This window comes from Mesorhizobium sp. WSM4806, from assembly GCF_055811635.1.
Genome location: NZ_JBVVQZ010000004.1, coordinates 75,710 through 101,737 on the forward strand (window position 1 = coordinate 75,710; position 26,028 = coordinate 101,737).

Consider the following 26,028-nt stretch of genomic DNA (forward strand, 5'->3'; position numbering starts at 1 on the left):
AGCCGCGACCGCGCTGCCCGGTCTGGTTTCTGAAATCGCGTGGCCGCCACTCAGGCCACCATGCCACTAGACCCTATGAGGAGCTGTCCCATGGCCGTGTCGTCCGCTGCCGTTCAGCCGCGTCCGTCGATCCTGTCGCGGAGCCTGTCGCTCCTGGCCGACAGCCGGAACGCGCTTAGCTTCGGCTTCATGCTGCCGGCGGCAGCGCTGCTGCTGGTCTTCCTCACCTATCCGCTCGGGCTCGGGGTCTGGCTCGGCTTCACGGATACCCGCATCGGTCGCCCCGGTATCTTCATAGGCATCGAAAACTACCAATATCTGTCGGATGACGCCGTCTTCTGGCTCTCCGTCTTCAACACCTTGCTCTACACGATAAGCGCCTCGATCCTGAAGTTCGCGCTCGGCCTCTGGCTGGCGCTCATTCTCAATCAGAACCTTCCCATCAAATCGTTCTTCCGCGCGATCATCCTGCTGCCGTTTGTGGTGCCGACGGTGCTGTCGGCCATCGCCTTCTGGTGGATCTACGATTCGCAGTTCTCCATCCTGTCCTGGGCACTTATGGAAATGGGCCTGATCGACCATCGCATCAATTTCCTCGGCGATCCGGAGAACGCGCGCGCTTCGGTCATCGCCGCCAATGTCTGGCGCGGCATTCCGTTCGTCGCCATCACGCTGCTTGCCGGCTTGCAGACGATACCGCAGTCGCTTTACGAGGCCGCCACGCTCGACGGCGCCAGTCGCTGGCAATTGTTCCGTTTTGTGACGCTGCCGCTGCTGACGCCGATCATCGCCATCACCATGACGTTTTCGGTGCTGTTCACCTTCACCGATTTCCAGCTGATCTATGTGCTGACCCGCGGCGGACCGGTCAATGCCACCCATCTGATGGCGACATTGTCGTTTCAGCGCGGCATTTCGGGAGGCCAGCTTGGCGAGGGCGCCGCCATCGCGGTCGCCATGATCCCGTTCCTGCTTGCGGCGATCCTGTTCAGCTATTTCGGCCTGCAACGCCGCAAATGGCAGCAGGGCGGAGGAGACTGACATGGCTGAGACCGCGATCAAGAAAACGAAACGGCAGGAACTCGACGAAGGCGGCATGGGCTATCTTCAGAGCCTGCCGCGGCGCGTGGTGACGGTCTATCTGCCGTTGCTGGTGTTCGTCATCGTGCTGTTGTTCCCGTTCTACTGGATGACGATCACGGCGATCAAGCCCAATCACGAGATGACCGACTACGCCAATTTCAATCCGTTCTGGGTCGTGCATCCGACATTCGAGCACATCCGCTATCTCTTGTTCGACACGTCCTATCCGGGCTGGCTGCTCAACACGATCATCATCTCCACCGCCGCCACGTTCCTGTCGCTGCTGGCTGCGGTGTTCGCGGCCTATGCGATCGAACGGCTGCGGTTTTCGGGAGCGCGGCACGTCGGGCTCGCGATCTTCCTCGCCTATCTCGTGCCGCCCTCGATCCTGTTCATCCCGCTGTCGGTGATGGTGTTCAACCTTGGGCTTTTCGACACCCCGTTCGCGCTCATCCTGACCTACCCGACCTTCCTGATCCCTTTCTGCACCTGGCTGCTGATGGGTTACTTCCGCTCGATCCCGTTCGAACTGGAAGAATGCGCGCTCATCGACGGGGCGAGCCGCTGGCAGATCCTCATGAAGATCGTGCTGCCGCTGTCGGTGCCCGGCCTGATTTCCGCCGGCATCTTCGCATTCACCCTGTCATGGAACGAATTCATCTATGCGCTGACGTTCATCCAGTCGTCCGAAAACAAGACTGTGCCGGTCGGGGTGCTCACCGAGCTTGTCCGCTCCGACGTCTATGAATGGGGAGCGCTGATGGCCGGAGCCCTGATCGGCTCGCTGCCGGTGGTGGTGCTCTATTCGTTCTTCGTCGAGCACTACGTTTCCTCGATGACCGGAGCGGTGAAGGAATAGCGCCCTGCGGGGCGCCTTCTCCCTTCTCCCCTTGTGGGAGAAGGTGGCCTCGCGAAGCGAGGTCGGATGAGGGGTGTTCCAGCTTGGCACCAACAGCACTCCGTCCAACACCCCTCAACCGTCTTGGCGCTGCGCGCCAATCCACCTTCTCCCACAAGGGGAGAAGGAAGAAGAGGCGCATTGCCGCCAACCATCCGCCGCGTTATCTCAGGCGACCCTGTCTGCCTCAGGCGACGCTGTCTGCCCAGGCGACCTTGTCTGCCTCAACTGACCTTCTGCCGGAGCCTGCCAATGCCCCAAATCGTGACCGCCGCCATGCTCGTCATCGGCGACGAGATTCTGTCCGGCCGCACCAAGGACAAGAATATCGGCCACCTTGCCGACATCATGACGGCGATCGGCATCGACCTGAAGGAGGTGCGCATCGTTGCCGATGAGGAAGACGAGATCGTCGCCGCAGTGAACGCCCTGCGTGCCCGCTACACCTATGTCTTCACCACCGGCGGCATCGGCCCGACGCATGACGACATCACCGCGGATGCCATTGCCAGGGCGTTCGGCGTGCCCTGCGACTACGACGCCAAGGCCTATGCCATGCTGGAAGCGAGCTACGCGGCGCGCGGCATCGAATACACCGAGGCGCGCAAGCGCATGGCGCGGATGCCGCGCGGTGCCGACCATGTCGACAACCCGGTGTCGATCGCGCCGGGCTTTCGCATCGGCAACGTCCATGTCATGGCCGGCGTGCCGGCGATTTTCCAGGCGATGCTCGACAATGTGGTGCCGACGCTGAAGGCCGGCACCAAAATGCTGTCGGCCACGGTGCACTGTCCGTTCGGCGAAGGCCTAGTCGGCGCACCGCTGGGCGAGATCCAGAGGGCGCATCCGGACACGATCATCGGCTCCTACCCGAAATACAGCGACGGCAAGTTCTGGACCGAGCTGGTCGTCCGTGCCCGCAGCCAGCAAGCGCTGGACGCCGCCCGCGCCGATGTCGAAGCGATGGTCGCAGGGCTCGCCAGCGCGGCCAACTGATCCAAAGCGCGTCGCGCCTGAGAGGATTCATGCGACGCGCCTTCTTGTCTTTATTCATGGTGCCCCAAACCGCTGCGCACCACGCGCCCGAGGGCATGCTTTTGGGCGACATACATTAGGCCATATCCGGGCTAACCGGAACCAAGCATAGTGCTGTAACGTTTCATGCGGGCGAGTTCGCTCGCCCGCGAATTGAGGGGTTGCCATGCGATTCAAGACTATCGTCGCCATACTGCAGAACGAACAGGACGCGGAGCGCGTGCTCGAATGCGCCGTCCCGCTTGCCGACAAGTTCGAGAGCCATCTCATCGGCATTCATGCCGAAGCGCTTCCGGTCCCCTACACCTCGGCCACCGGCTTTCCCGACACCGAGTTCCTGCAGGTTTCGGCCGACATGAACAAGGAACGCGCTGAAAAATTGCGGGCGGTTTTCCTCCGGCATGTCGAAGAGTCCGGCCTGTCCTTCGAGTGGCGCAGCCTCGAGAGCTTTTCAGGAGACAGCGCGCTGACCGGCATCCCGACCGTTCGCACCGCGGACCTGATCATCGCCGCGCAGCGCGAGACGGGCGGCGATCAAAACGCCGATGTCGACACGCTGGTCTATGACGCCGGCCGGCCGGTGCTGGTCGTGCCGCACTCAGGCCCGCTGATCACCAGCTTCAAGCATGTGCTGCTCGCCTGGAACGGCAGCAAGGAAGCGGCGCGCGCCGCTTTCGACGCCCTGCCCTTCATCATAGAGGCCGAACAAACCGATATTGTCGTTATCGACCCGCCGGACACGCTCGACGAGGCCCCGGAGGCGGCCGGCGCCGAAATCGCCGCCGCCCTGTCCAGGCATGGCGCCACGGTCAGCGTCTCGGTGCTGCAATCGGCCGGCCACTCGGTCGACGAGGTGCTCCAGACCAGGGTTGCCGAAACTGGCGCCGACCTGCTCGTGCTCGGCGCCTACAGCCATTCCTGGCTGCGCCAGCTTCTGTTCGGCGGGGTCACCCGCACGGTGCTGCGCACCCTGCCGGTGGCAGCTTTCCTGTCGCGGTAAATCGACAAGCGGCAAGTCCACAGGCGGCAAGTCCACAGGGATCGCCTGCCGCCGCCCTTGCCAGGGCCAAGGCTTTCCAGTTAATTCCGCGCGTTCCTTCAAGTGTCTGCGCGCGTTTTCGCGCGCAGCGGAGTGCGCAGAAAAATGTCCCTTCCCGAAAAGGCCTTTCCCGTCTCCTGGGATCAGTTCCACCGCGACGCGCGTGCGCTCGCCTGGCGGCTTGCCGGCGCCAACAAAGGCCAATGGAAAGCGATCGTCTGCATCACCCGCGGCGGCCTGGTGCCGGCCGCCATCATCTCGCGTGAACTCGGCATCCGGGTCATCGAGACGGTTTGCGTCGCCTCCTATCACGACTACGCCAGCCAGGGGCAGTTGCAGGTGCTGAAGGAGGTCACGCCGGCACTGCTCGCCGATGACGGCGCCGGCGTATTGATTATCGACGACCTCACAGACACCGGCAAGACCGCGGGCATCGTCCGCGCCATGATGCCCAAGGCACATTTCGCCACCGTCTACGCCAAGCCGAAAGGCAGGCCGCTGGTCGACACCTTCGTCACCGAGGTCAGCCAGGACACCTGGATCTATTTTCCGTGGGACATGGGCTTCACCTACCAGAAGCCGATCGCCGACGACCACGCCGGCTGATTCGCGGCAGCTGCGTTTTCTCCTCCCGGAACATACCGGCGCGGCCTTCTTGCCGGCGCACTTCTTGAAAGAGTGCCGCGGCGCACAATATTCCTGAATCGACGTCTCGTGTGTGGTTAATTCGTGCGTATGAGGTTTTTTACTTTTATTGCTTATGATTAGCCGTAAGATTCACGAGACGGCAAGTGATTCTGGAGGCTGGGGCAAGCTTCTCCGATGTTGACGAGGCCAGTAACGCACAACCATTTGGCCGAAAGGGTCCAGCGGCTCTTCGGCACAGCGCCGTGCCGTCTGCAGGTTGCAGCATTGCCCTGGCGCGGTACCGGCCATGGCGTCGAGATCATGCTTATCACCAGCCGCGATACCGGCCGCTGGGTGCTTCCCAAGGGCTGGCCTGAGGCCAAGGAACTGCTTTGCGAAGCGGCGGCGCGCGAGGCCGGCGAGGAAGCCGGACTGCGCGGCACGGTCTCCCACCACGAAGCCGGCCGCTACTTCTATGCCAAGGCATTGGCTTCCGGCGAGGAAGTGCCTTGTGAAGTCCTGGTGTTTCCGCTGCGGGTCGACAAGATCGCCGACCGGTGGAAGGAAAAGCGCTCGCGCACCCGCAAATGGGTTAGCCCAGCCGAGGCCGTGCGCATGGTCAACGAGCCGGACCTTGGCCAGATCATCGCCTATTTCTGTGCCGACCCGCACCAGTTCTCCTGAGCATAGCGGCCAAAGCCGCGCACCTGCCGCGCATCACCGGCGATGTTCTTGGCAAAGCGAATCGATTTGGCTACTCCAGCTTTGGGCATGCGCTGTCGGGCCGGCGGCCTGCACGTGGTAAGAATCGAAAATCCTGCGGCTACTTCTTTCCCCGTTATCCACATATGTGACACACAAGATGTTGGGGTCACAAAAGCTACGCAAACGAATCCTTGACGGCGCAAAACGAGTCGCCTTTTATAGGTCATGCGCTCCTGTTGAGAGCGCGACCGGAAAGTTTTGAGCCCGGTCTTTTTTCCCGGATTATGTGCGTTTGGCCGCATTTCCGCCCTGGCTACGGGGCCGGCGGAGGCGTCGGGATTGTGGGGTCTTTGGGGACGAAAAGGGAAAAATGTCGGACTGGAATAAATTGTCTGTTAATACTATATTTAGTGTTTGCAGGTAGGTTCGACGCTAGATAGTGTGAAGTTCCCTCGATTGAGGGAGTCGCAAAAAAGTTTCAGTCTTGAGGGACCCGCAGGGTCCGTCGGCGCGTTGGACGACTACTTCGCAAGGAGTTCGACCAGCAGGGCGGGCGGAGCCTCGTGAAAAGGAGCCGGCCGTTTTGGAACGCCGGCAGACGGCGGACATGCGCGTTTCGCAATGGGGGCAGAAATCCCCTGGGAAAGGCGCTATATCTAGACACAAAGGGATAGGACCAATGCGCATCGAGCGTCGTTTCACCAAGCAAGGGCAGTCTGCTTATTCGGAGATCGAATTCCGCAAGGCGCTTTCGGAGATCAAGAATCCGGATGGCTCGGTGGTGTTCCGCTTGGACAATATCGATGTGCCGGCGCAGTTCAGCCAGGTTGCCGCCGACATCCTGGCGCAGAAGTATTTCCGCAAGGCCGGCGTGCCGGCACGGCTGAAGAAGGTCGAGGAGAACGACGTTCCCTCCTTCCTGTGGCGCTCCGTCGCCGACGAGGCCGAGTTGGCAAAGCTGCCGGAGGCCGAGCGCTACGGCTCCGAGACCGACGCCCGCCAGGTCTTCGACCGTCTTGCCGGCACCTGGACCTATTGGGGCTGGAAGGGCGGCTACTTCAACGCGGAGGAAGACGCGCGCGCCTTCCGCGACGAGCTCGCCTATATGCTGGCCACCCAGCGCGTTGCGCCGAATTCGCCGCAATGGTTCAACACCGGCCTGCACTGGGCCTACGGCATCGACGGCCCGAGCCAGGGCCACTTCTATGTCGACCCGTTCACCGGCAAGCTGACCAAGTCGAAGTCTTCCTACGAGCATCCGCAGCCGCATGCCTGCTTCATCCAGGGCGTGCAGGACGATCTCGTCAACGAAGGCGGCATCATGGATTTGTGGGTGCGTGAAGCGCGCCTGTTCAAATACGGCTCCGGCACCGGCTCCAACTTCTCGTTCCTGCGCGGCGAAGGCGAAAAGCTGTCCGGCGGCGGCCGTTCGTCCGGCCTGATGAGCTTCCTCAAGATCGGCGACCGCGCGGCGGGCGCCATCAAGTCGGGCGGCACGACCCGCCGCGCTGCAAAGATGGTCATCGTCGACGCCGACCATCCCGATATCGAGGAGTTCATCGACTGGAAGGTCAATGAGGAGCAGAAGGTCGCTTCGCTGGTCACCGGCTCGAAGATCGTCAAGAAGCACCTTGAAGCGATCATGAAGGCCTGCATCAACTGCGAAGGCCAGGACCACGATTGCTTCGACCCGGCCATCAACACCGCGCTGAAGCGTGAGATCAAGCTGGCCAAGAAGGACGGGGTGCCGGAGAACTACATCTACCGCGTCATCCAGTTCGCCAGGCAGGGCTACACCTCGATGTCGTTCAAGACCTACGACACCGACTGGGATTCGGACGCCTACCTCACGGTTTCGGGCCAGAACTCCAACAATTCGGTCTCGCTGAAGGACGATTTCCTGCGCGCCGTAGAGCAGGACGGCGACTGGCATCTCACCGCCCGCAAGGACGGCAAGGTGATGAAGACGCTGAAGGCCAGGGATCTGTGGGAGAAGATCGGCTATGCCGCCTGGGCGTCGGCCGACCCGGGCCTGCACTTCAACACGACGATGAACGACTGGCACACCTGCGCCGCGGCCGGTGCGATCCGGGCGTCCAACCCGTGCTCGGAATACATGTTCCTCGACGACACCGCCTGCAACCTGGCCTCGATCAACCTGCTGCCCTATCGCAACGCCGACGGCACCATCGACATCGCTGCCTACGAGCACACGGTTCGGCTGTGGACCATGGTGCTGGAAATTTCCGTCATGATGGCGCAGTTCCCGTCGAAGGAGATCGCCAAGCTCTCCTACGAATACCGCACGCTCGGCCTCGGCTACGCCAATATTGGCGGCCTGCTGATGACCTCGGGCATTCCCTATGATTCCGACGAGGGCCGCGCCATCTGCGCAGCACTCACGGCCATCATGACCGGCACCGCCTATGCCACCTCGGCCGAAATGGCCGCCGAGCTCGGCGCCTTCCCCGATTACGACCGCAATGCCCAGAACATGCTGCGTGTCATGCGCAACCATCGCCGAGCCGCCTATGGCGACAAGGACGGCTACGAGAAACTCGCCGTCAACCCGGTGCCGCTGGTCGCCTCCGACCTGAAGCAGCCGGAGCTTGCCGCCCATGCCAAGGCTGCCTGGGACCGCGCCATCGAGCTCGGCGAGGAGCATGGCTACCGCAATGCGCAGGCGACCGTGATCGCGCCGACCGGCACGATCGGCCTGGTCATGGATTGCGACACCACCGGTATCGAGCCCGACTTCGCGCTGGTCAAATTCAAGAAGCTGGCCGGCGGCGGCTATTTCAAGATCATCAACCGCGCCGTCCCTGAAGCGCTGCGCACGCTCGGCTATTTGGAAAGCCAGATCGCCGAGATCGAGGCCTATGCGGTCGGCCACGGCAATCTGAACCAGGCGCCTGCCATCAACCCCGGCTCGCTTAGGGCCAAGGGTTTTACCGACGACAAGATCGCGGCGCTCAACGCAGCGTTGAAGTCGGCCTTCGACATCAAGTTCGTCTTCAACCAGTGGACGCTGGGTGCCGACTGGGTGAAGGAGACGTTTGGCTTCACCGACGAGCAGCTCAACGATTTCTCGTTCGAGATGCTGCCGGCGCTCGGCTTCTCGAAGAAGGACATCGAGGCCGCCAACATCCATGTCTGCGGTGCGATGACCCTTGAGGGAGCACCATTTCTGAAAGACCAACATCTGCCGGTGTTCGACTGCGCCAGCCCGTGCGGCAAGATCGGCAAGCGTTCACTGTCGATCAACAGCCACATCCAGATGATGGCGGCAGCCCAGCCCTTCATCTCCGGCGCCATTTCCAAGACCATCAACATGCCGAACGACGCGACGGTGGAAGACGCCAAGGGCGCCTACATGCTGTCGTGGAAGCTGGCGCTGAAGGCCAACGCGCTCTATCGCGACGGCTCGAAACTCTCGCAGCCGCTCAATGCCTCGCTGCTTGCCGACGTCGAAGACGACGAGGACGATGCCGTCGAGCAGTTGATCGCAGCACCTGCTTCACAGCGCGCCGTGCAGGTGACCGAAAAGATCGTCGAACGCGTCGTCGAACGCCTCTATCGCGACCGCGAAAAGCTGCCGAACCGCCGCAAGGGCTATACCCAGAAAGCGGTCGTCGGCGGCCACAAGGTCTATCTGCGCACCGGCGAATTCGACGACGGTCGCCTCGGCGAGATCTTCATCGACATGCACAAGGAAGGTGCGGCCTTCCGGGCGATGATGAACAACTTCGCCATCGCCATCTCGCTCGGCCTGCAATATGGCGTGCCGCTCGAGGAATATGTCGAAGCCTTCACCTTTACCAAATTCGAGCCGGCCGGCATGGTGCAGGGCAACGACGCGATCAAGAACGCCACGTCGATCCTCGACTACGTGTTCCGCGAGCTTGCCGTGTCCTATCTTGCCCGCCATGACCTCGCCCATGTCGACCAGTCGGATTTCGACAAGACCGCACTCGGCCGCGGCATCAACGAAGGCAAGGCGACGCCGTTCTCGAAGGGGCTGACCCGCGGCGTCTCGCCGGTCAAGCTGGTATCGGGCATGGGTGCCGACCCCAAGGGGTTCGGCGGTTCAAGTCCCTCTCCCGCTCCCACTCGCTCGGCGCCGACGGCGTTCTCAGGCTCCAATGTGCTGGCGCTGAAGCCGGCCAGCGACGAAGCGATCGCCTATAAGCGAGACTACGAAGAGCGGGCGAAGGAACTGGTCGAGGACATCGTCTACGAGGAGGCAACCGACCCGACTGGGTTGTTCACCGACGATGCCGCAAAAGAAGCGGCCGAGGCCAAGGCGCTTGCCGCTACAAGGCGTCAGCAATCCTTGATGCAGGGCTACACCGGCAACGAATGCTCGGAATGCCACAATTTTACGATGGTGCGGAACGGCACCTGCGAGAAGTGCGACACCTGTGGCTCGACGAGCGGGTGCAGCTGAGGACTAACCGCAACCAGCACCTAGACTTCGAAATGGCCCCACATGGGGCCATTTTCTTTTCCGCACACAACCACAAGCCTCCAACACAACGTACTAAAAACGTCTCAAATTTTGCAATTCATACACTACCAAGCACGATTTTGTGTTAATTCAACCATTTAACGTCAATCTGCGGATTTCCTGTCTGTATGCCCCATACCTAGAAGCGACCTTGTTTTCCGACGCTTGCGCCGCCAACTTTTTTGATCTACATTTGTTCCAGAGGTTAACGGCCTCGTGGAGAGATTAAAATGGCAGGTGAACCGGCAGGCGGCTTCAGCGTTTCTATAAAAAGGGACCGGATTGGCGTTGGAGCGAGAGGTCACAGCTGACGTTGCCATGGCGCTCATAGCTATTATCATGGGCGGCAAACCAACGTATGGGATGGGCCAACCGAATCCAGCGGAGGCGCCCTCAGCGCCAGACGACCCCTACGCAAAGTCGAGCCGCCGACTTTCCCTGCGAGAATTCCTAAATGAAACTCGAGCTACGAGAAATACAGAAAAAATTGTTGCCATCGCGGAGTTTCTAAACGTTCAGGAACAGAAGACGACTTTCAATGGCGAAGATATTAAGGCCCGATTCAAGTCTGCGGCCGAACCAACTCCAGCAAATTTTCCGCGTGATTTTGCACTCGTCCTCAAGAATGGTTGGGTTGCTGAAGATCCCGATGCAACTGGTAGCTACTACGTAACAAAGACTGGTCGTAGCGCGCTTGACGGGCACTTTGGAAATGCCTCACGCGGCGGTGGTTCGACATCTGCAAGAGGATACTCTGGTCGGATCGAGTCCTCCTCGGATAAGGCTTCCTTGGAAGCCCATGGTCGGACGCCTGGCAGCCAACGCCGCCGCAACGGAGGTTCCAAGACAACAAACTGGCGCATCGTAGAAGCCTTGCTAGACGAGCCAGGTCGCGCATCGCTCAAGGATTTCTATAGGGACAAGCGTCCCCGAAATCAGAACGAACAAGTCGCCGTTCTGGCCTTCAAACTAAAGGAGCTTACGGCCAGACCCGGATTCGATGGGCATGAGATCCATACAGCATTTCAGATCGTGAATGCCAAAACACCGCGCAACCTTGTGGGAGTATTTGGCAACATGACAGGATCGGGGCTCGGCAAAGTCATGGACAAGAAGTTCATTGCGAACTTCAAAGCCGAAGACATCGTAAAGCACGATCTGCCGCCGAAAGATGACAAGAAATGATCGAGACTGACACGCTAGCGAGCACCCAAGCTTTTTCCGATGCAGACAAATCACAGCAAGCTGAGATGCTGCTATGGGCCATGACCTGTAATGATACCGGGAAGAGTGGCATCGCCATTTCAGATTTGCGCGACCAGTTCGGAGAACTAGGTTTGGCAAAACCCAATCCCACGAGGCTTAAGGATCATTTCCGCAAGTCTCGCAACGTGCGCTCGGTGAATGCGGGTCGATATAGCCCCACAAGGGAGTTCTCACAGCATATGAAGGGTCAGTTTGGCGAAACGCTACCAGACGCCATGGCTGACTTCGAAATGGACAAGATTCCATTGCCACCTTTCGTAGCGCCAGAACGTAGGGCCGACTTAGCCCGGATGCTTCCCGTCTACGCTCAGCTTTTCCTGCTGGAGAATTCAATGCGCGGGCTCATTGAGAAAGTTCTCAGTGAACACCTAGGACCCGATTGGTGGGAACACGCAGCGAACTCTTCGATGAAGAAGAAAAACGCAGATCGCTCTCAGAATGAGCAGACCAAGAGGTGGGCTCCGACGCGATCGGAATTCGGCCCGTTGTACGCCCTCGACTGGACCGACCTAATAACACTAATGCGCAAATTTCAGCCGCAGTTTGAGAAATATATCGGCGAGATTTCTTTTCTACACCGATACGATGATGCCGGAACGTTCCGAAACATCGTGGCCCACAATGGCGCGCTAAGAAACCAAGATGACTTTGATATTATCGGAATTTACTACAGAGCTTGGATTAAACCAACAGCATAGTTGTGCAATATTTTTCGCTCATGCCTAGCCAATCTCGGTCCACTTGATCCAGATTGAGCTTTCGAATGACGGGCGCGACGGCGCCGGCTCGTCTGCGCGCGCCACAGCAGCTATCGTCGCGGAGGCAACCAGGGCGCAAATCCAGACGACCGATCTGATGGCGCTATTCATCGCTGCATCCTGCCAAAGTGAAGACAGCTCAGGCTACTTCGCCTCGGCCACCATCTCCCGGCTGCCCACCCGCCCGCCAGGCGCGCTCATCGCCGTGGAACACGTTGAGGTCGATGCGGCCTCTCAGCCGTGCACAGGCCGGAGCCGAAACGTCTCCAGAACAGCCATTTGCGGCCGGGATAGACCTTTGAGGGGGCGCCGCCACGGCGCGACCGACGTGCTGGCGGCTCAGGTTTCGCGGAAACCCGCCGCGCATGTCGTCAACGAAAACAGCCGCAGCGAAGATTCTGCGGCTGTCGATGTCCCGTCCGGGAAGACGTCGCGCGGCCGAAACGACCCCACCCCGATCCGCTTCGCGGATCGACCCTCCCCTCAAGGGGGAGGGAAACACCCTCAGTTCACGGCGCTGATGTTGCCGAGGCGTAAAAACAGCGTTTCGCCGGAAGAATCATCGACGCCGTCATTGTCGGTGGCGACGAAGATATCGCCGTTCTTGTCGATGGTGAAACCTTCGACCTTGTCGATGACATAGCCGTTGGTGGCTGATTTCAGGTCGCCGTCGATGTCGCGCACCAGCGTCTTTTCGACCAACGGCAGGTCGCCACCAAGCTTGGCAGGTTTGAAGGCGTCGAGCGCCACCGAATAGACGCGCTTCACCTTGGCCAGATCGCCGATCTGGTTGTCGCGTTCGAGGATGTAGAGCTTGCCGTCATGCGTGGTGATCTCCGACAGGCCCATCCAGCCAGCTTCGGTCGCTTCGAGCGGGTAACGCACCGCCGACCATTCCTTGGCCTTGGGCTTGTAGGCCAGAAGCTTGACCTGGCCCTTGGGATCGTCGGCCCATTCGCGTTGCACGGCCATCACCAGCGTCAGGTCGTCGCCCTCGCCGACCGCAGTAATGCCTTCGAGACCGAAGCGGCTCTGGTGGGCGAGCAGTTCCATCGGGAAGCCGATTTCCTGCTTGATCTCGCCCTTGTCGTCGACGCGCAGGATGGCGTGCGGGACGAGCTTTGCCGGATCGCCTTCATTGGCCAGCCAGAAGCCGCCTTCACCGTCGGCGACGATGCCTTCGATGTCGAGCTTCTGTGCAGGGTGGCCATCACGCGTGACGAGGGTCTTGCCGGTGATCAGCGCCGGCGTCTGGGTGGCATCGATCTCGAAGATCGAGGGCGCGTTGGCGTAGAACGAGTCCGAGGCAGCGAACAGCTTGCCGGTAGAGTCGCCGGCCGCGAGCGCCGAAAGCGCGCCCCAGCCGAGCGGCGTGCCGTCTGCCGTAAGGTTTGCCGTGATCATCGGGTAAGTGGCGGGGCCCTCGGAGCGCTCGTAGATCATCACGTGCGAGCGGGCGAGCCCGTCCTCGACCAGGTCGGCCTCGTTGGCGGTGACCAGGAGATTGCGCGACGGGATCGCGACCAGGCCCTCCGGACCGATGCCGGACGGCAGGATCTGGACAAACCGAGGCTCCGCACCGGTGTCCTTGTAGACGCCGACAACGGAGCCACGCTCCGAAGCGACGAACAGCAGCCTGTCCTCGCCGAACGTGCCGGTCTCGAGACCTTCCGGCTCGACGCCCTTCTTGTTGCGGTCGTCGGGATAATGGCCGGCATTGGCGACCTGGTACTCGAAGGACGAACCGGAATCGTAGAGGACCTCGCCCTTCTTGCTGAAGATCGTGAAGCCGCGCGAGCCGCCCTTGTAGTCGCCTTCGTTGGCAACGACGAGGCGGTCATTGTCGAGCCATTTCACGGCGTCGGGCTCGCGCGCGACGTTTTCGATCTTGCTATCGAACGACAAGGCGCCGTTCTTCTTGGTGTCGATCTTGTCCAGCGTGGCGGAGCCTGCGGAAAAGTGCGCGACGATCGCGCCGGTTTCGGCGTTGACGATGGCGATGTGGTTGTTTTCCTGCAGCGTGACTGCTATCTCGCCGGCCTCGTTGAAGGCGACGAATTCCGGCTCCGGATCTTCCCCAGCGACTTCGGCAATGCCCGCCAGGTTGACGGTTTTCATCGTCGCACAATCAGGCTGGCCTTCGGCAAGCGTGAATATCTTGAGGTCGCCGGCCGGCATCTGCGGAATTTCTCCGTCGTTCAGATCCTCGTCGCGCTCGTTCTCGATGGCGATGGCCAAAAACTTGCCGTCCTTGCTGAACGCCAGCGAGTCCGGCTGGCCGCCGAGGTCGCAGGTGCTTTCGATCGCCTTGGAGGCAAGATCGATAACGGTGAGGTTGCCCGAAGGCCTGGCTTTGCTTTCCGACGTGTTGACGCCGGCCAGCACCTTGCCGCCGATGACCACAACCGAGGTCGGCTCGCCGTCGATCTTGACGATGCCGCCGGCCTTGGGCGCCTTGGGATCGGCGATGTCGATGAAGCCGACCGCACCGAGCGGGCTATCGGAATAAACCAGCGTCATGCCGTCTTCGCTCGCCGTGATGATCTCGGACGAAGTCGGCGTGGTCTTCTCGACATCCGCCGGGAGGTTTCCGGCGAGTGCGAAGCTCGCGACCCGGTTGAACATCATGTCGGCATGGGCCGGCAGCGAAACCGAGGCAGCAAGCGCTGCCGTCAGGACGAAAAGCGCGGAATGGCGGGGCACGGGTGGCGTCTCCTGTTCGAATGGAAGCCACCTGATTGGGGGAACGACATTTCAAAGCGATGACGGATCGATGACACTTCCGCGACAGGCGGTCAGGTCCGTCGATATTCACCTCATGCTGGTCTGCAAATGGACACTTTGTTGGCCGCCTACTCCGCCTCGGCCACCATCTGCCGCCCGCCAACCCAGTTCCGCCAGGCTCTCTCGTCGCCGTGGAAGACGTTGAGGTCGATGCGGCCCCTCACCCCATGCGACAGGCCGGAGCCGGAATACTGCCAGAACACCCATTTGCGGCCGGGATAGACCTTTGACGGGTGCTGTGCCACCGCGCGCAGCCAGAATGGATAGTCCAGAAATGCGCCTCTGAGATTGTCGCGGTAGAAATCAGGCGCGGTGTAGATGATGGGCCGCTGGCCGTAGTGGCGCTCGAGCTTGTCCATGAAGACCTGCATCTTCTCCAGCACCTTTTGCCGCGTCGGCCGCCGCTTGCAGCTGGATTCGCCGTTCCACTCGACATCGATCACCGGCGGCAAGGCGCCCTCGACCCTCGGCACGTTGCGGATGAACCAGTCAGCCTGCTCACCAGCGGTGCGGCACCAGTAGAAGAAGTGATAGGCGCCGCGCTTGAGGCCGGCGGCGTCGGCATTGCGCCAGTTCTTCCTGAACATTGGGTCGAGGTGATCGCCGCCGTCGGTCGCCTTGATGTAGGCGAAGTTCGCGCCCTGCGCGCGCAGCTTCGCCCAGTTCACGTTGCCTTGCCAGCGCGAGACGTCGACGCCGTGAACGGCGAGGTGTCTGGGCGATGCCCTGCCGAAATTGATCGGCTTGGCGTCACGGAACCGATAGCGCTGGACCGGCTCGGCAAGGATCGGTGCTGCCCGTGCCAGCCGCTTCGGCGCCACCAGGGCAATCGGCTCGAGGGGTGGCTCGATGCTTTCGGCGGGCTCCGGAGTGGCCATCGCCACAGTCTGCTCCGTCGCCTCCTCCTGCGCGAAGTCGGGTTCGACATCGGCAGCGCCGACCGACGCCACCGGCGCGGGCGGCCGCACAACCGAACTGGTCGTCTCGCTGGACGGCACTTGCAGCGCGTCGACGCCGGACGTGGACGTGCAGCCGGCAAGGCAAAGTGACGCGATCGAGAAGATGACGACGCCTGATAACCGCATCTGGACCTGTACGCAGAACACAACAGACCGAGGGCAAGACAACGCCGCCGGACAAACCAGTCCGGATTACTAACAAGAAATTACCAACAAAGTTTGAATCAAATTGTTAGGGCAGAGGGGCTGGGTAAGGCGCTCGCTCCATCACCGTAGCGGTGAGAGCCTGGAAACGCCGCAGGACCTTAGGCGCGCGAAGGATCGCCGACGCCTGCAGGCCGCTGCTTAGCCGCACAACCATAGCTTGTGGCAGCTCTCGGCTACCATATGAGCGGGCGGGACGGAGCGGTCGGTGCCAAGGCGATCGGAGTTTGGGCGATCGGTGACGGGATTGACCGACGCATCGTCATCCCGGCGGACCTTTTCTTCAAGCAGCGAGCGAAGCTCGGCCGGCTGCACGCGGTCACGCTCCATCACCAGCTTGACCATTGGATCGCTCAAAAGCTCATCCAGGGTGTTAATTCTGTCATTCATCCGTCGCCTCCTTCGACTGCCGACCCGCAGGCAATAGATAGGCGGCAATGATGGCTCGCCAATGACGCTTTGCCGACTATCTCGTGTCCCGGACGAAAAAAATTTGGGCACGCCCTGCGCCTCAGTTGGGCGGGGGGGCGCCTTCATATTGCGGCAGTTCGTCGTCGAGTTGCACCCAGGGCTGCTTCGAGGCGGTCCAGATATGCATCTGCGGTTTGAACATGGAAGGATCGTCGAGCGAGCCGGAGGTGATGCCGATGATGCCGGCGGAGTCGCGCCGGGAAAACATCGTCGTGCCGCAGCCCGGGCAGAAGCCGCGCTTGAGATCGGGCGAGGAATTCACCGTCGCCACCGGCCCGTCAATGGTCACATCGTCGATACGGAACAGCACGCGGGCGTTGAAGGCCGCGCCCAGCGCCTTCTGGCAAAGCCGGCAATGGCAGACGCGCTCGTTGATCGGCGCGGCCTCAGTGCGGTAGCGCACTGCCCCGCACAGGCAGCCACCCTGATATTTCGCCATTGCCTTAGCCCGTCTTTCTGAAGATTGGCAGGAAGGTAGCTGCCGGGATAGGAGCGTCAATTGAAAAGCTTTGATGGCGCCATCTGTTGGCGTGATGCGGCAGGCCGAATGTACGATCAGGCGCGATGCGCAACGAGCGTCGCCGGCCATCTCGCGGGAGGACGGCCGGCAGGCAGTTGTCAGGCGGTCAGTGCGTTTCTCTGACGATCTCGTCCCAGGTCTTGACCTTGGTCTCGCCATTGAGGAAGGGCAGTGCGGCGGCCACCAGTTCCGGCGCGAAAAACACGTCGTAGTGGGTGCGGTTCGGCAGGATGGCCAAGCGGTTCTGCGACAGGTTCTCGCGCATCCAGCCGGCGTCCTTCAGCCCGCCGCCGAGCATCTGATAGAACTTGATCTCATGCTCGGGCCGGTACATGTCGCTGTCGCCAAATATCAGCATGACCGGCATCTTCAGCTTCGCCACGTCGGCGGAGTAGTCGTAGTCCTTGCGCATATGGGTGCCGAGCTGGTCGAGCAGTTTTGGAAAATCCTGCGGGTGCGGCGCGACCGCCACGTAGGATTTGTACATCGGCGTGTCCTTCATCATGTCGGCCATCGCCGCGCCGACCTGCGCCTGCTGAGTACGCATGTCGGCATAGAAGCCGTCCGAGGCATAGCCGGTCGAGACCAGCACCAGCCGGCGCACTGTCTCGGGATGCTGGACGGCCATGCGGAAGGCGACGCCGCCGCCCAGCGAGTAACCCATGACGTCGACTTTGTCGTAGCCGAGCGCCTAGACGATCGCCGCCATGTCGTCGCCCATCGCCTCAAGGCTCAACGGCCGATCGCCGAGCGCGGTGCGGCCGTGACCATGCAGGTCGACGCCGATGACGGTGCGGCTTTCGGCAAGCTTCGGCAGGATCGGCGCGAACATGTCTGTGGTGCCGAGACCACCATGCAGCAGAAGCAGCGGCTCGCCCCGGCCATAGACGGCGTAATAATAATTCAGGCCGTTGATCGGCAGCAGGCCGGATTTCGCCGGCTTCGGCATGGCTTTCGTTTCGCTGGTCATGGACGGCTTTACGTCCTCGGCATTGCTGGCGCCCGGCGCGGCGAACAACGCCGCGGCCGAGGCGAAAATGGCGAAAAACATCGATCTGGACATGTCGGTCTCCTTGCGTCCCGCCGATATCAAAGCCGCCTGGCGACTTCTTCGAGCTGGTCGGCGCACTGGCCCCAGCCCTCGTGAAAGCCCATCTTCTCGTGCTCTTCGCGGTCAGTGACCGACCAATGCGCAACCCGGGCGATGTAGCGGGTCTTGCCCTCGCCCTCATCCTCAAAGGTCAGCACGACCGTCATGAACGGCTTTTCGGACGGCTCCCAGGCCTTTGTGTAGGCGTCGGTGAGAACGATCTTTTTGCCCGGCACGACTTCGAGGAAGACCCCGGGGTTCGGGAATTCGTTGCCGTCGGGACCGGCCATCACAACCAGGCTGGAGCCGCCGGTGCGTACGTCCATTTCGGCGCGCGGCGTCGTCCACGGCTTTGGCGCGAACCATTGCGTCACGAGCGTCGGCTCGGTCCAGCAGCGATAGATGTTCTCGCGCGGCGCATCGATGATGCGGGCAAGAACCAGTTCACGGTCGGAGCTGGGGGCGATGTCGAGCTTGGTCGTCATGATGGTCTCCTCACTTGCTTGCAAAAGGGTTGCTTGAATGCCGGTTTCCGTCTCAAGGACGAGTGGGCAACGCGCAGCCCGACACGGTTTCGCGAAAAACTTCGCCAGGCCGATTCCGGCGGACGCCGAATGAGAGCTTAGTGGCGCTTGGCTTGCACCAGATAGGCGTCGATATCGGTCTCGCCGAGCCACTTCGCCGCTTCCAGCCGGTGCAGGCCTTCAACCAGGATATGGCGCTTGCCGTCGTGGCGCACCTGGATCGGCGTCTTCATGCCGTTTTCCAGAATGTCCTCGGCCAGATGCCGAACGGTCTCGGGATGCAGCGTCTTCCTGCGCGCGGTCGGCACGTAGATGTCGTCCACCCTGACCTTTTGCACTCTCAGCATGTCGGCTCCCGCGGCGGAAAAGGCCGCCTTTTGAGAGATAGTCGGTTTGACAGGCAAGGCCAAGGCCGGCTGTCAGCTATCGCTGGCCCGATCGTTTCCGATTGACGCTTGCCGAGCAGATGGCCGAAATGGCCATCTTCGATCATGCCGGTAGCCATGACTGACTTGCCGACCGAATTCCCCGATTTCGGACTGACGCCCCACCAGCGCCGGCAAGCGGTGCGCGGCCACTACTGGGAATGGCCGGGCATGGACGGCGAACATGGCGAGATCTGGTGCTACAGCGACCGTTTCTCATACCGTCGGGGCGAGACGGTGACGCTGCATGTCAGCTCGACGGCCTCCAGCTTCAGCATGGCGATCGTCCGCGACGGCGGCATCGAGACGAAAATGTTCGAGAAGGCCGGGATCACGGCACGCTGGCAGGATACACCCGACCAATGTTCGGTCCTAGGCTGCGGCTGGGACGCGTCGTTTGAATTCCGCGTCGGCGACGACTGGCCGTCCGGCGCCTACCGCGTCACGCTGACGGCGGATGGCCGCGATGCCAAGCCGGTCCGCTGCCACCATCTTTTCATCGTTACCCCGCAGCCCGGCAAGCAACGCGGTGGTGTGCTGCAGGTCGCGGCCACCGGCACCTGGCTTGCCTACAACACCTGGGGCGGCTCTAATCATTACGAAGGCATCACCGGCCCGAACCGCGACCAGTATGCCCCAATGGTGTCGACGCAGCGGCCATGGTGCCGCGGCTTTGTTGATCTGCCGAAGGAGGCGCCGCGCGTGCCGCTCGAGGTCGCCGTCCCGCCCAAAACCGTGCCGCGCTATCCGCATATGGAATGGGCCTTCGCCACCGGCCATTCCAAGAAATATGCCTCTTCCGGCTGGGCAAGCTATGACAGCCACTTCTTTCGTTTTGCCGAGCGTGCCAGCTATGCGGTCGACCTTGCCAGCCAGCACGAATTGCATTTCTCGCCCGAAATCCTCGACGGCTATGACTGCGTCGCCTTCGTCGGCCATGACGAATACTGGACCTGGGAGATGCGCGACGCTGTCGACGCCTATGTCGAGCGCGGCGGCCATGCGGCGCGCTTCGCCGGCAATTTCATGTGGCAGACCAGACTGGAGGACGAGGGCCGCCGGCAGGTCTGCTACAAATACCGCGCCCGCGCCGAGGATCCGGCCTATCGCGGCGGCGACGTGACCCGCGCCACCAACTCCTGGGAAGCACCGGAAATCGGCCGGCCGGGTGCGACGACCTTCGGGCTCAATGCGACCAGGGGCATCTACGCCGGCTGGGGCGGATGCGCGCCGCGCGGCGTGCGCGGCTTTCCGGTCTACCGGCCTGAGCATTGGGCGTTCGCCGGCACAGGCATCTATTACGGCGACCTGCTCGGCGCCGACAGCCATGTCTATGGCTATGAGGTCGACGGGCTCGACCACGAGATCCGTGGCGGCCTGCCCTACCCGACGCCCGAAAGCGGCGCGCCGGATGGGCTGGAAATCCTTGCGGTCGGCATGGCTGCGCAAGTCGAGGAGAGCGCCGACATCCCGTTCGAACACCAGTTTCTCGGCGACGAGGATGGACGCTTCACCGCCGAAACGCTGTTCGGCGAGGCGAGCGACGCCAATCTCGACAAGGTCAAGCGCGGCAACGGCATGATCGTCAATTTCCGGCGCGGCAAGGGCGAGGTGTTTCACGCCGGAAGCTGCGAATGGGTCGCCGGCCTGCTAAGGCAGGACGCGATGGTCGAGCGCGTCACCAGGAATGTACTCGACCGCTATCTCGGAAAGTCCTGACATGCTGAAGTCCCAGACCCCTGCCCCGGATACCGAGACCCGCCTGCCGTCGCATCTGTTCTATCTGTCCAGCCTGCGCCGGCCGCTGGTCGACCGCGCCGAAGGCATCTACATCTGGACGCAGGACGGCCGCCGCTTCATCGACGGGTCGAGCGGACCGATGGTCGCCAATATCGGTCATTCCAACCGCAACGTGCTCGATGCGATGAAGCGGCAGATGGATCGCGCCACCTTCGCCTACCGGCTGCATTTCGAGAACGAGCCGGCCGAGGACCTGGCACGGGAACTGGCCGGAAAGCTGCCCGAAGGCCTAGACCGCATCTTCTTTGTCTCGGGCGGTTCGGAAGCGACGGAATCCTGCGTCAAGCTGGCGCGGCAATGGGCTGTCGCCACCGGACAGGCCAGCCGCTGGAAGGTGATCACGCGCTTTCCATCCTATCATGGCGGCACGCTCGGGGCGCTCGCCGTCACCGGCGACGATGCGCTGGCCGAAACCTTTGCGCCGATGATGCAGGTCATGCCGACCGTGCCGGCGCCGGCAGCCTGGCGCGACCGCGACAATCTCTCGATGGAACAGCGCGGCGTCCGCTACGCCGACATGCTGGAGGAGAAGATCCTCGCAGAGGGGCCGCAAAGCGTGCTCGCCTTCATCATGGAGCCGGTCGGCGGCGCTGCCACCGCGGCGCTGGTGGCGCCGGACAGCTATTATCCGCGCATCCGCGAAATCTGCGACCGCTACGGCATCCTGCTCATCCATGACGAAGTGATGAGCGGTGCCGGCCGCACCGGTAAATTCCTCGGCGGCGACCATTTTGACTGCAAGCCCGACATCGTCGCGCTGTCGAAGGGGCTGGGCTCGGGCTATGCGCCGCTCGGCGCGCTGGCGGCATCCATGCGGCTGGTGCAGCCGCTGCTCGCCTCCGGCGGCTTCCAGCATGGCCATACCTATGCCGGCAATCCGCTCGCCTGCGCCGCCGGGCTCGCCGTGCTTGGCGAAATGGACCGTCTCGACCTGATCGCCAATGCGGCTGGCATGGGCGATCTTTTGATGGCTGAGTTGAAGGGCTTGGCCAAGCGGTTTCCGTTCGTCGCCGACGTGCGCGGCAAGGGACTGCTGCTAGGCGCCGAGATGGTCGCCGACCCCGATACGCTGCGGCCGATCGCACCGGCGAAGAAGGCCACCCAGCGCCTGCTCGACCTCGCCTATGAGCGCGGCCTGATCATCTATGGGCGAAAGGTCAAGGGCGGGGTCGACGGCGATAATTTCATGGTGGCGCCGCCGATGATCGTCACGGCCGAGCAGATCGGCGAGATCGTCGCCATCATCGGTGACTCGCTGCAGGTGCTGGCCGGCGAACTCGACCTGCCGGTCGAAGGCTGAGCCATGGCGCCGCGAAAAGTCATCATCACCTGCGCCGTCACCGGGTCGGTGCACACGCCGTCGATGTCGCCGCATCTGCCGGTGACGCCGGACCAGATCGCCGCAGAGGCGATCGCGGCTGCCGAAGCCGGCGCCTCGATCCTGCATCTTCACGCCCGTGATCCGAAGGACGGGCGGCCGACCGCCGATCCTGATGTGTTCATGCAGTTCCTGCCGCGCATCAAGCAGGCGACATCAGCGGTGATCAACATCACCACCGGTGGCTCCTCGCTGATGACGCTCGACCAGCGGCTGGCCGCACCACTCAGGGCCGAGCCCGAAATGTGCTCGCTCAACATGGGCTCGATGAATTTCGCGCTGTTCCCGATGCTCGACCGGTCAAGGGAGTGGCAGCACGGGTGGGAGCCGAAACTGCTGGAAGCGACCCGCGACACGATCTTCAAAAACACCTTTGCCGATATGGAGACCGTGCTCGAAAGACTTGGAAAGGGCTGCGGCACACGCTTCGAATTTGAATGCTACGATGTCGGCCACCTCTATTCACTGGCGCATTTTCGCGATCGAGGTCTGGTGTCGGGACCTCTGTTCATCCAGTTCGTGTTCGGCATTCTCGGCGGTATCGGCGCCGATCCCGACAATCTGGTCCATATGAAGCGCATCGCCGACAAACTGTTCGGCGACAGCTACCAGTTTTCGGTGCTGGCCGCCGGGCGCCACCAGATGCCGATGATTGCGATTGCGGCGGCGATGGGCGGCAATGTCCGCGTCGGGCTGGAGGACAGCCTTTACGACGGCCGCCAGCTGGCAAAGTCCAATGCCGACCAGGTGCGCCGCATCCGCAGCGTGCTCGACGGGCTGTCGCTGGACGTCGCCACGCCCACCGAGGCGCGCGAGATGCTGGCGCTCAAGGGCGGTGACCGGGTGGCGTTCTGAGATGGTTATGGCCTGAGATGCTTGCGTTCCGTCCCACCCCCCTCTGTCCTGCCCTCTTTACCACCACTTGGCATCTCCCCCTCAAGGGGGGAGATTGGCAGCTTCGCCGCTGTGCCCGTCTTTGCAACGTTGGTAGTTGGCGAAAGCATTCGTGTCGTCCGATCTCCCCCCTTGAGGGGGAGATGGCCGGCAGGCCAGAGGGGGGTGCCTGGGCGCCCTGCCTGTCGTGACTACGCCATCAACAAACGTCCTCATTCGCCCCGGCCGCATCGACGACGTCGAAACCATCCATGCCGCGATCCTGCGGCTTGGCGCGCATACCGGCGCACACCAGGAAATCACTTCTACGCCCGAAGACCTGCGCACCTGTGGCTTTGGCGAAAAACCTGCCTTCTCGACTCTGATCGCCGAAGTCGACGGCGAGTTTGCCGGCCTGTGCCTGCATTTCCCGATCTTCTCGACCTGGATGGGGCGGCCCGGCGTCTATGTGCAGGATCTCTATGTCGAAGATCGGTTTCGCGGCCGCAGGATCGGCGAACGCCTGCTGCGGCGTGTCGCCCGAGAATGCCGGAAGGACGGCGGCGCCTATCTCAGACTGTCCGTCGACAGCGACAATGAAACCGCCAAGGCCTTTTACGAAAGGCTGGGCATTGCCTGGTCGAGCTACGAGCAGGTGCAGAAGATCGTCGGCGACGCGTTCTTTGCCTTCGCCGATGCACCAGAGGAATGAGGGAAATCATGAAAGCCTTTTATGCCGAAGAGCAGAAGCGCCACGATCCCAAGGCGTTCCTCTCCAGCGGCGCCCAAAAGCCCAATCCGGAAAAGCCGGAGCGCGTCGAACGGCTGCTCGCCGGCGCCGAGGCTGCCGGCTGCACGATCGAACGGCCGAGAGATCACGGGCTTGGTCCGGTTGCCGCTGTGCATACGCCCGAATATCTCGATTTTCTCGAGCACATCTTCGCGCGCTGGCAGCGAATCGAAGGCGCTTCGGCCGAAGTGATCCCCAACATCCATCCGATCGCCCGGGGCGGCTCCTATCCGGCCTCGGCGGTCGGCCAGGCCGGCTACCACATGGCCGACACCGCTTGCCCGATCTCCGGCGAGACGTGGCGGAGCGTGCTGTGGAGCGCCTGGAGCGCGGTCGAGGCCGCTGAGGGCGTGATGTCAGGCGCGCCGGCTGCCTATGCGCTCTGCCGTCCGCCCGGCCACCACGCCTTTGCCGACGTCGCCGGCGGCTTCTGCTTCATCAACAATTCGGCGGTCGCGGCACAGGTGCTGCGCAAGCAAGCTGCGCGGGTGGCGATCCTCGACGTCGACCTGCATCACGGCAACGGCACGCAAGGCATTTTCTATGCCCGGCCGGACGTGCTCACCGTCTCGCTGCATGCCGATCCCCTGCGCTTCTATCCGTTCTTCTGGGGTCATGCCGACGAACGCGGCGAAGGGCCTGGTCTCGGCTACAATCTTAACCTGCCGCTGGCGCGCAAATCCGGCGATGCCGCGTTCCTGGAAGCACTCGACGTGGCGTTCCAGCGCATCCACTCCTTTGCGCCGGAAGCGCTTGTCGTGGCGCTCGGCCTCGACGCCTTCGAAGGCGATCCGTTCGGCGGTCTGTCGGTGACGACGCAGGGCTTCTCGCGCATCGGCGAGGCCATTGTGGGCTGCGGCCTGCCGACGGTCATCGTCCAGGAAGGTGGCTATCTCTGCGACGAATTCGGCGACAATCTTACTGCGTTCCTCACCGGGTTCGGCGGCGGCAAGAAACGCTAATATCAGCCGGATGCCGCTTCAGAGTCGCTCCTGTCGCAGCATGGCGATAACCCGGTGCACGCTCTCCAGCGTCTCATCGATCTCGGCCGCCGTATTGTAGTGGGCGATGCCGATGCGCACGACACCCTGCTCGGCCGGAATGCCAAGCTGGTGCACGATCTCCCAGGCATAGTTGTGGCCGGACCACAGGAAGATGTTTTCCGCATTCATCTGCCGCACGATCGTCTCCGGCACGATGCCGTCGACAGTGAACGAGACCGTCGGCACGCGCTCTCCGAAGCGCGCCGGATCGGTGATGCCGTGGATGGTCAGGCCTGAAATAGCCGACAGCCCGTCGATCAACTTTTGCGTCAGCCTGTTCTCGTAAGCAATTGAAATTTCAAACGCCTTGCCTATCCTGGCACGTCGCAAACCATCCTCACCGGCGGCGGCGCCCAGCTCCGCAAAATAATCGACCGCGGCGCTCAGGCCGGCCATCAACTCGATCTGCGGCGTGCCGAGTTCGAACCGCTCCGGCAGAGCGTTGGACGAACAGCGGCATTTGTACGGTGTCAGCGCGTTGATGACATTCAGCCGGCCCCACACTATGCCCATGTGCGGCCCGAAGAATTTATAGGCCGAGCAGGCCAGGAAATCGCAGCCGAGATCCCTGACGTCGATCAGGCCGTGCGGCGCGAACTGCACGGCGTCGACATAGACCAGCGCGCCGGCCTGCCTGGCGATGCGGGTCAGCGCCTTCACCCGGTTGATCGAGCCGGTCAGATTGCTGGCGTAGTTCAAGGCGACAAGCCGCGTCCTGTCGGTGAGCAGCGCAGCAAGCGCCGCCTCCTCGATCTGCCAGCTCTGCTCATCGAAAGCCAGCCAGCGCACGACAAGGCCAAGATCTTCGGCGAGCTGCAGCCACGGCGAAACGTTGCCCTCGTGGTCCATACGGGTGAGGATGATCTCGTCACCGGGTTTCATCGTGCGGCCGAGGGTGCGCGACATGTGGTAAGTCAGCGTCGTCATGTTGGCGCCGATGATGATTTCCTGCGGGCTTGCAGCACCGAGGAAATCGGCCATCGCCGCATGGGCGTCATCGACGATCTGTTGCGCCGCGATCGTGGTTTCGAAGAAGCCGCCGAGATTGGCGTTTGTTGTCAGCAGGCAACGTGACACCGCGTCTGCGACCGCCTGCGGCACCTGCGTGCCGGCAGGGTTGTCGAGATAGATGCGGCGACGGCCCTTGTCGGTCAGCGACAGTGCCGGAAATTTCTCGCGCACGACCTCAATCGGAAAATTCACTTTTTCCCCCTCCCTACTGAAATCGTTTGGCAGTCACACCTACAGA

At 62.1% G+C, this 26,028-nt stretch carries 21 protein-coding genes and 2 pseudogenes; 14 read left to right on the forward strand and 9 right to left on the reverse strand.

Annotated elements, in window-relative coordinates; all coding sequences use genetic code 11:
- The first annotated feature begins 189 nt into the window (after positions 1-189).
- From AC0L2M_RS07985 to AC0L2M_RS08025, 9 genes are all read left to right on the forward strand, one after another.
- A complete protein-coding gene (locus AC0L2M_RS07985) occupies positions 190-1,041 on the forward strand; it encodes a carbohydrate ABC transporter permease (RefSeq protein ID WP_287062084.1) in 852 nt (283 codons plus the stop codon).
- Between the two features lies 1 nt (position 1,042).
- Positions 1,043-1,942, forward strand: coding sequence for a carbohydrate ABC transporter permease (locus tag AC0L2M_RS07990; RefSeq protein ID WP_128168495.1), 900 nt, complete (start codon positions 1,043-1,045; stop codon positions 1,940-1,942).
- A gap of 291 nt (positions 1,943-2,233) precedes the next feature.
- Complete coding sequence (locus AC0L2M_RS07995; protein WP_473534526.1) at positions 2,234-2,977, forward strand: competence/damage-inducible protein A; 744 nt, start codon at positions 2,234-2,236, stop codon at positions 2,975-2,977.
- A gap of 205 nt (positions 2,978-3,182) precedes the next feature.
- Positions 3,183-4,016: a universal stress protein gene (locus tag AC0L2M_RS08000; RefSeq protein ID WP_128168493.1), complete on the forward strand. Its 834-nt coding sequence runs from the start codon at positions 3,183-3,185 to the stop codon at positions 4,014-4,016.
- A 144-nt stretch (positions 4,017-4,160) separates the two neighbouring features.
- A complete protein-coding gene (gene gpt, locus AC0L2M_RS08005) occupies positions 4,161-4,661 on the forward strand; it encodes a xanthine phosphoribosyltransferase (protein WP_023798205.1) in 501 nt (166 codons plus the stop codon).
- Between the two features lie 216 nt (positions 4,662-4,877).
- Entirely contained in the window at positions 4,878-5,366 is a 489-nt protein-coding gene (locus tag AC0L2M_RS08010) for an NUDIX hydrolase (RefSeq protein WP_473534527.1), read from the forward strand.
- A 700-nt stretch (positions 5,367-6,066) separates the two neighbouring features.
- Positions 6,067-9,834 carry a vitamin B12-dependent ribonucleotide reductase gene (locus tag AC0L2M_RS08015; RefSeq protein WP_473534528.1) on the forward strand — a complete coding sequence of 1,256 codons (3,768 nt, stop codon included), beginning with the start codon at positions 6,067-6,069 and terminating at the stop codon, positions 9,832-9,834.
- Positions 9,835-10,212: 378 nt separating this feature from the next.
- Positions 10,213-11,079: a hypothetical protein gene (locus tag AC0L2M_RS08020; protein WP_473534529.1), complete on the forward strand. Its 867-nt coding sequence runs from the start codon at positions 10,213-10,215 to the stop codon at positions 11,077-11,079.
- Positions 11,076-11,858, forward strand: a complete 783-nt coding sequence (locus AC0L2M_RS08025; protein WP_473534530.1) for a Swt1 family HEPN domain-containing protein — start codon at positions 11,076-11,078, stop codon at positions 11,856-11,858. Before AC0L2M_RS08020 ends, AC0L2M_RS08025 begins: the two co-directional genes overlap by 4 nt.
- 167 nt (positions 11,859-12,025) lie before the next feature.
- On the opposite strand, the pseudogene AC0L2M_RS08030 reads toward AC0L2M_RS08025, so the two are convergent.
- The 8 genes and pseudogenes from AC0L2M_RS08030 to AC0L2M_RS08065 all read right to left on the reverse strand — a co-directional run.
- Positions 12,026-12,223: pseudogene (locus AC0L2M_RS08030) on the reverse strand (hypothetical protein); the annotation flags it as partial.
- Positions 12,224-12,422: 199 nt separating this feature from the next.
- Positions 12,423-14,621: an esterase-like activity of phytase family protein gene (locus tag AC0L2M_RS08035; RefSeq protein ID WP_473534531.1), complete on the reverse strand. Its 2,199-nt coding sequence runs from the start codon at positions 14,619-14,621 to the stop codon at positions 12,423-12,425.
- Between the two features lie 149 nt (positions 14,622-14,770).
- Positions 14,771-15,787 (reverse strand): glycoside hydrolase family 25 protein, encoded by a 1,017-nt coding sequence (locus AC0L2M_RS08040; RefSeq protein WP_287237567.1) that lies wholly within the window; start codon positions 15,785-15,787, stop codon positions 14,771-14,773.
- A 219-nt stretch (positions 15,788-16,006) separates the two neighbouring features.
- Positions 16,007-16,255, reverse strand: a complete 249-nt coding sequence (locus AC0L2M_RS08045; protein ID WP_128173211.1) for a hypothetical protein — start codon at positions 16,253-16,255, stop codon at positions 16,007-16,009.
- 121 nt (positions 16,256-16,376) lie between these two features.
- On the reverse strand, positions 16,377-16,775 hold the full coding sequence (locus AC0L2M_RS08050; protein ID WP_128168487.1) for a GFA family protein: 399 nt from the start codon (positions 16,773-16,775) through the stop codon (positions 16,377-16,379).
- A 187-nt stretch (positions 16,776-16,962) separates the two neighbouring features.
- A pseudogene (locus AC0L2M_RS08055) lies at positions 16,963-17,919 on the reverse strand (alpha/beta fold hydrolase).
- A 26-nt stretch (positions 17,920-17,945) separates the two neighbouring features.
- Positions 17,946-18,431: an SRPBCC family protein gene (locus AC0L2M_RS08060; protein WP_473534532.1), complete on the reverse strand. Its 486-nt coding sequence runs from the start codon at positions 18,429-18,431 to the stop codon at positions 17,946-17,948.
- A 137-nt stretch (positions 18,432-18,568) separates the two neighbouring features.
- Positions 18,569-18,817 (reverse strand): ParB N-terminal domain-containing protein, encoded by a 249-nt coding sequence (locus tag AC0L2M_RS08065; protein ID WP_027154214.1) that lies wholly within the window; start codon positions 18,815-18,817, stop codon positions 18,569-18,571.
- A 156-nt stretch (positions 18,818-18,973) separates the two neighbouring features.
- On the opposite strand from AC0L2M_RS08065, the gene AC0L2M_RS08070 reads away from it, so the two are divergent.
- From AC0L2M_RS08070 to AC0L2M_RS08090, 5 genes are all read left to right on the forward strand, one after another.
- On the forward strand, positions 18,974-20,614 hold the full coding sequence (locus AC0L2M_RS08070) for a N,N-dimethylformamidase beta subunit family domain-containing protein (RefSeq protein WP_473534533.1): 1,641 nt from the start codon (positions 18,974-18,976) through the stop codon (positions 20,612-20,614).
- A 1-nt stretch (position 20,615) separates the two neighbouring features.
- Positions 20,616-21,995, forward strand: coding sequence for an aminotransferase family protein (locus tag AC0L2M_RS08075; protein WP_287237561.1), 1,380 nt, complete (start codon positions 20,616-20,618; stop codon positions 21,993-21,995).
- Between the two features lie 3 nt (positions 21,996-21,998).
- Positions 21,999-22,928: a 3,5-dioxohexanoate:acetyl-CoA acetone transferase gene (gene kce / locus AC0L2M_RS08080; protein ID WP_473534534.1), complete on the forward strand. Its 930-nt coding sequence runs from the start codon at positions 21,999-22,001 to the stop codon at positions 22,926-22,928.
- Between the two features lie 226 nt (positions 22,929-23,154).
- Positions 23,155-23,658 carry a GNAT family N-acetyltransferase gene (locus AC0L2M_RS08085; protein ID WP_473534535.1) on the forward strand — a complete coding sequence of 168 codons (504 nt, stop codon included), beginning with the start codon at positions 23,155-23,157 and terminating at the stop codon, positions 23,656-23,658.
- Between the two features lie 8 nt (positions 23,659-23,666).
- Complete coding sequence (locus tag AC0L2M_RS08090) at positions 23,667-24,698, forward strand: histone deacetylase family protein (protein WP_473534536.1); 1,032 nt, start codon at positions 23,667-23,669, stop codon at positions 24,696-24,698.
- Between the two features lie 18 nt (positions 24,699-24,716).
- Here AC0L2M_RS08090 and AC0L2M_RS08095 read toward each other — a convergent pair whose 3' ends face one another.
- Positions 24,717-25,982 (reverse strand): cysteine desulfurase-like protein, encoded by a 1,266-nt coding sequence (locus tag AC0L2M_RS08095; RefSeq protein WP_473534537.1) that lies wholly within the window; start codon positions 25,980-25,982, stop codon positions 24,717-24,719.
- Between the last annotated feature and the right edge of the window lie 46 nt (positions 25,983-26,028).

Excerpts from the sequence above, each read along its gene's own strand:
- AC0L2M_RS08010 (WP_473534527.1), top strand. The coding sequence starts at position 4,878 with ATGTTGACGAGGCCAGTAACGCACAACCATTTGGCCGAAAGGGTCCAG.
- AC0L2M_RS08025 (WP_473534530.1), top strand. The coding sequence starts at position 11,076 with ATGATCGAGACTGACACGCTAGCGAGCACCCAAGCTTTTTCCGATGCA.
- AC0L2M_RS08000 (WP_128168493.1), top strand. The coding sequence starts at position 3,183 with ATGCGATTCAAGACTATCGTCGCCATACTGCAGAACGAACAGGACGCG.
- AC0L2M_RS08045 (WP_128173211.1), bottom strand. The coding sequence starts at position 16,255 with ATGAATGACAGAATTAACACCCTGGATGAGCTTTTGAGCGATCCAATG.
- AC0L2M_RS08050 (WP_128168487.1), bottom strand. The coding sequence starts at position 16,775 with ATGGCGAAATATCAGGGTGGCTGCCTGTGCGGGGCAGTGCGCTACCGC.
- AC0L2M_RS07990 (WP_128168495.1), top strand. The coding sequence starts at position 1,043 with ATGGCTGAGACCGCGATCAAGAAAACGAAACGGCAGGAACTCGACGAA.
- AC0L2M_RS08060 (WP_473534532.1), bottom strand. The coding sequence starts at position 18,431 with ATGACGACCAAGCTCGACATCGCCCCCAGCTCCGACCGTGAACTGGTT.
- AC0L2M_RS07985 (WP_287062084.1), top strand. The coding sequence starts at position 190 with ATGCTGCCGGCGGCAGCGCTGCTGCTGGTCTTCCTCACCTATCCGCTC.
- AC0L2M_RS08070 (WP_473534533.1), top strand. The coding sequence starts at position 18,974 with ATGACTGACTTGCCGACCGAATTCCCCGATTTCGGACTGACGCCCCAC.
- gpt (WP_023798205.1), top strand. The coding sequence starts at position 4,161 with ATGTCCCTTCCCGAAAAGGCCTTTCCCGTCTCCTGGGATCAGTTCCAC.
- kce (WP_473534534.1), top strand. The coding sequence starts at position 21,999 with ATGGCGCCGCGAAAAGTCATCATCACCTGCGCCGTCACCGGGTCGGTG.
- AC0L2M_RS08020 (WP_473534529.1), top strand. The coding sequence starts at position 10,213 with ATGGCGCTCATAGCTATTATCATGGGCGGCAAACCAACGTATGGGATG.
- AC0L2M_RS08015 (WP_473534528.1), top strand. The coding sequence starts at position 6,067 with ATGCGCATCGAGCGTCGTTTCACCAAGCAAGGGCAGTCTGCTTATTCG.
- AC0L2M_RS07995 (WP_473534526.1), top strand. The coding sequence starts at position 2,234 with ATGCCCCAAATCGTGACCGCCGCCATGCTCGTCATCGGCGACGAGATT.
- AC0L2M_RS08090 (WP_473534536.1), top strand. The coding sequence starts at position 23,667 with ATGAAAGCCTTTTATGCCGAAGAGCAGAAGCGCCACGATCCCAAGGCG.
- AC0L2M_RS08075 (WP_287237561.1), top strand. The coding sequence starts at position 20,616 with ATGCTGAAGTCCCAGACCCCTGCCCCGGATACCGAGACCCGCCTGCCG.
- AC0L2M_RS08040 (WP_287237567.1), bottom strand. The coding sequence starts at position 15,787 with ATGCGGTTATCAGGCGTCGTCATCTTCTCGATCGCGTCACTTTGCCTT.
- AC0L2M_RS08065 (WP_027154214.1), bottom strand. The coding sequence starts at position 18,817 with ATGCTGAGAGTGCAAAAGGTCAGGGTGGACGACATCTACGTGCCGACC.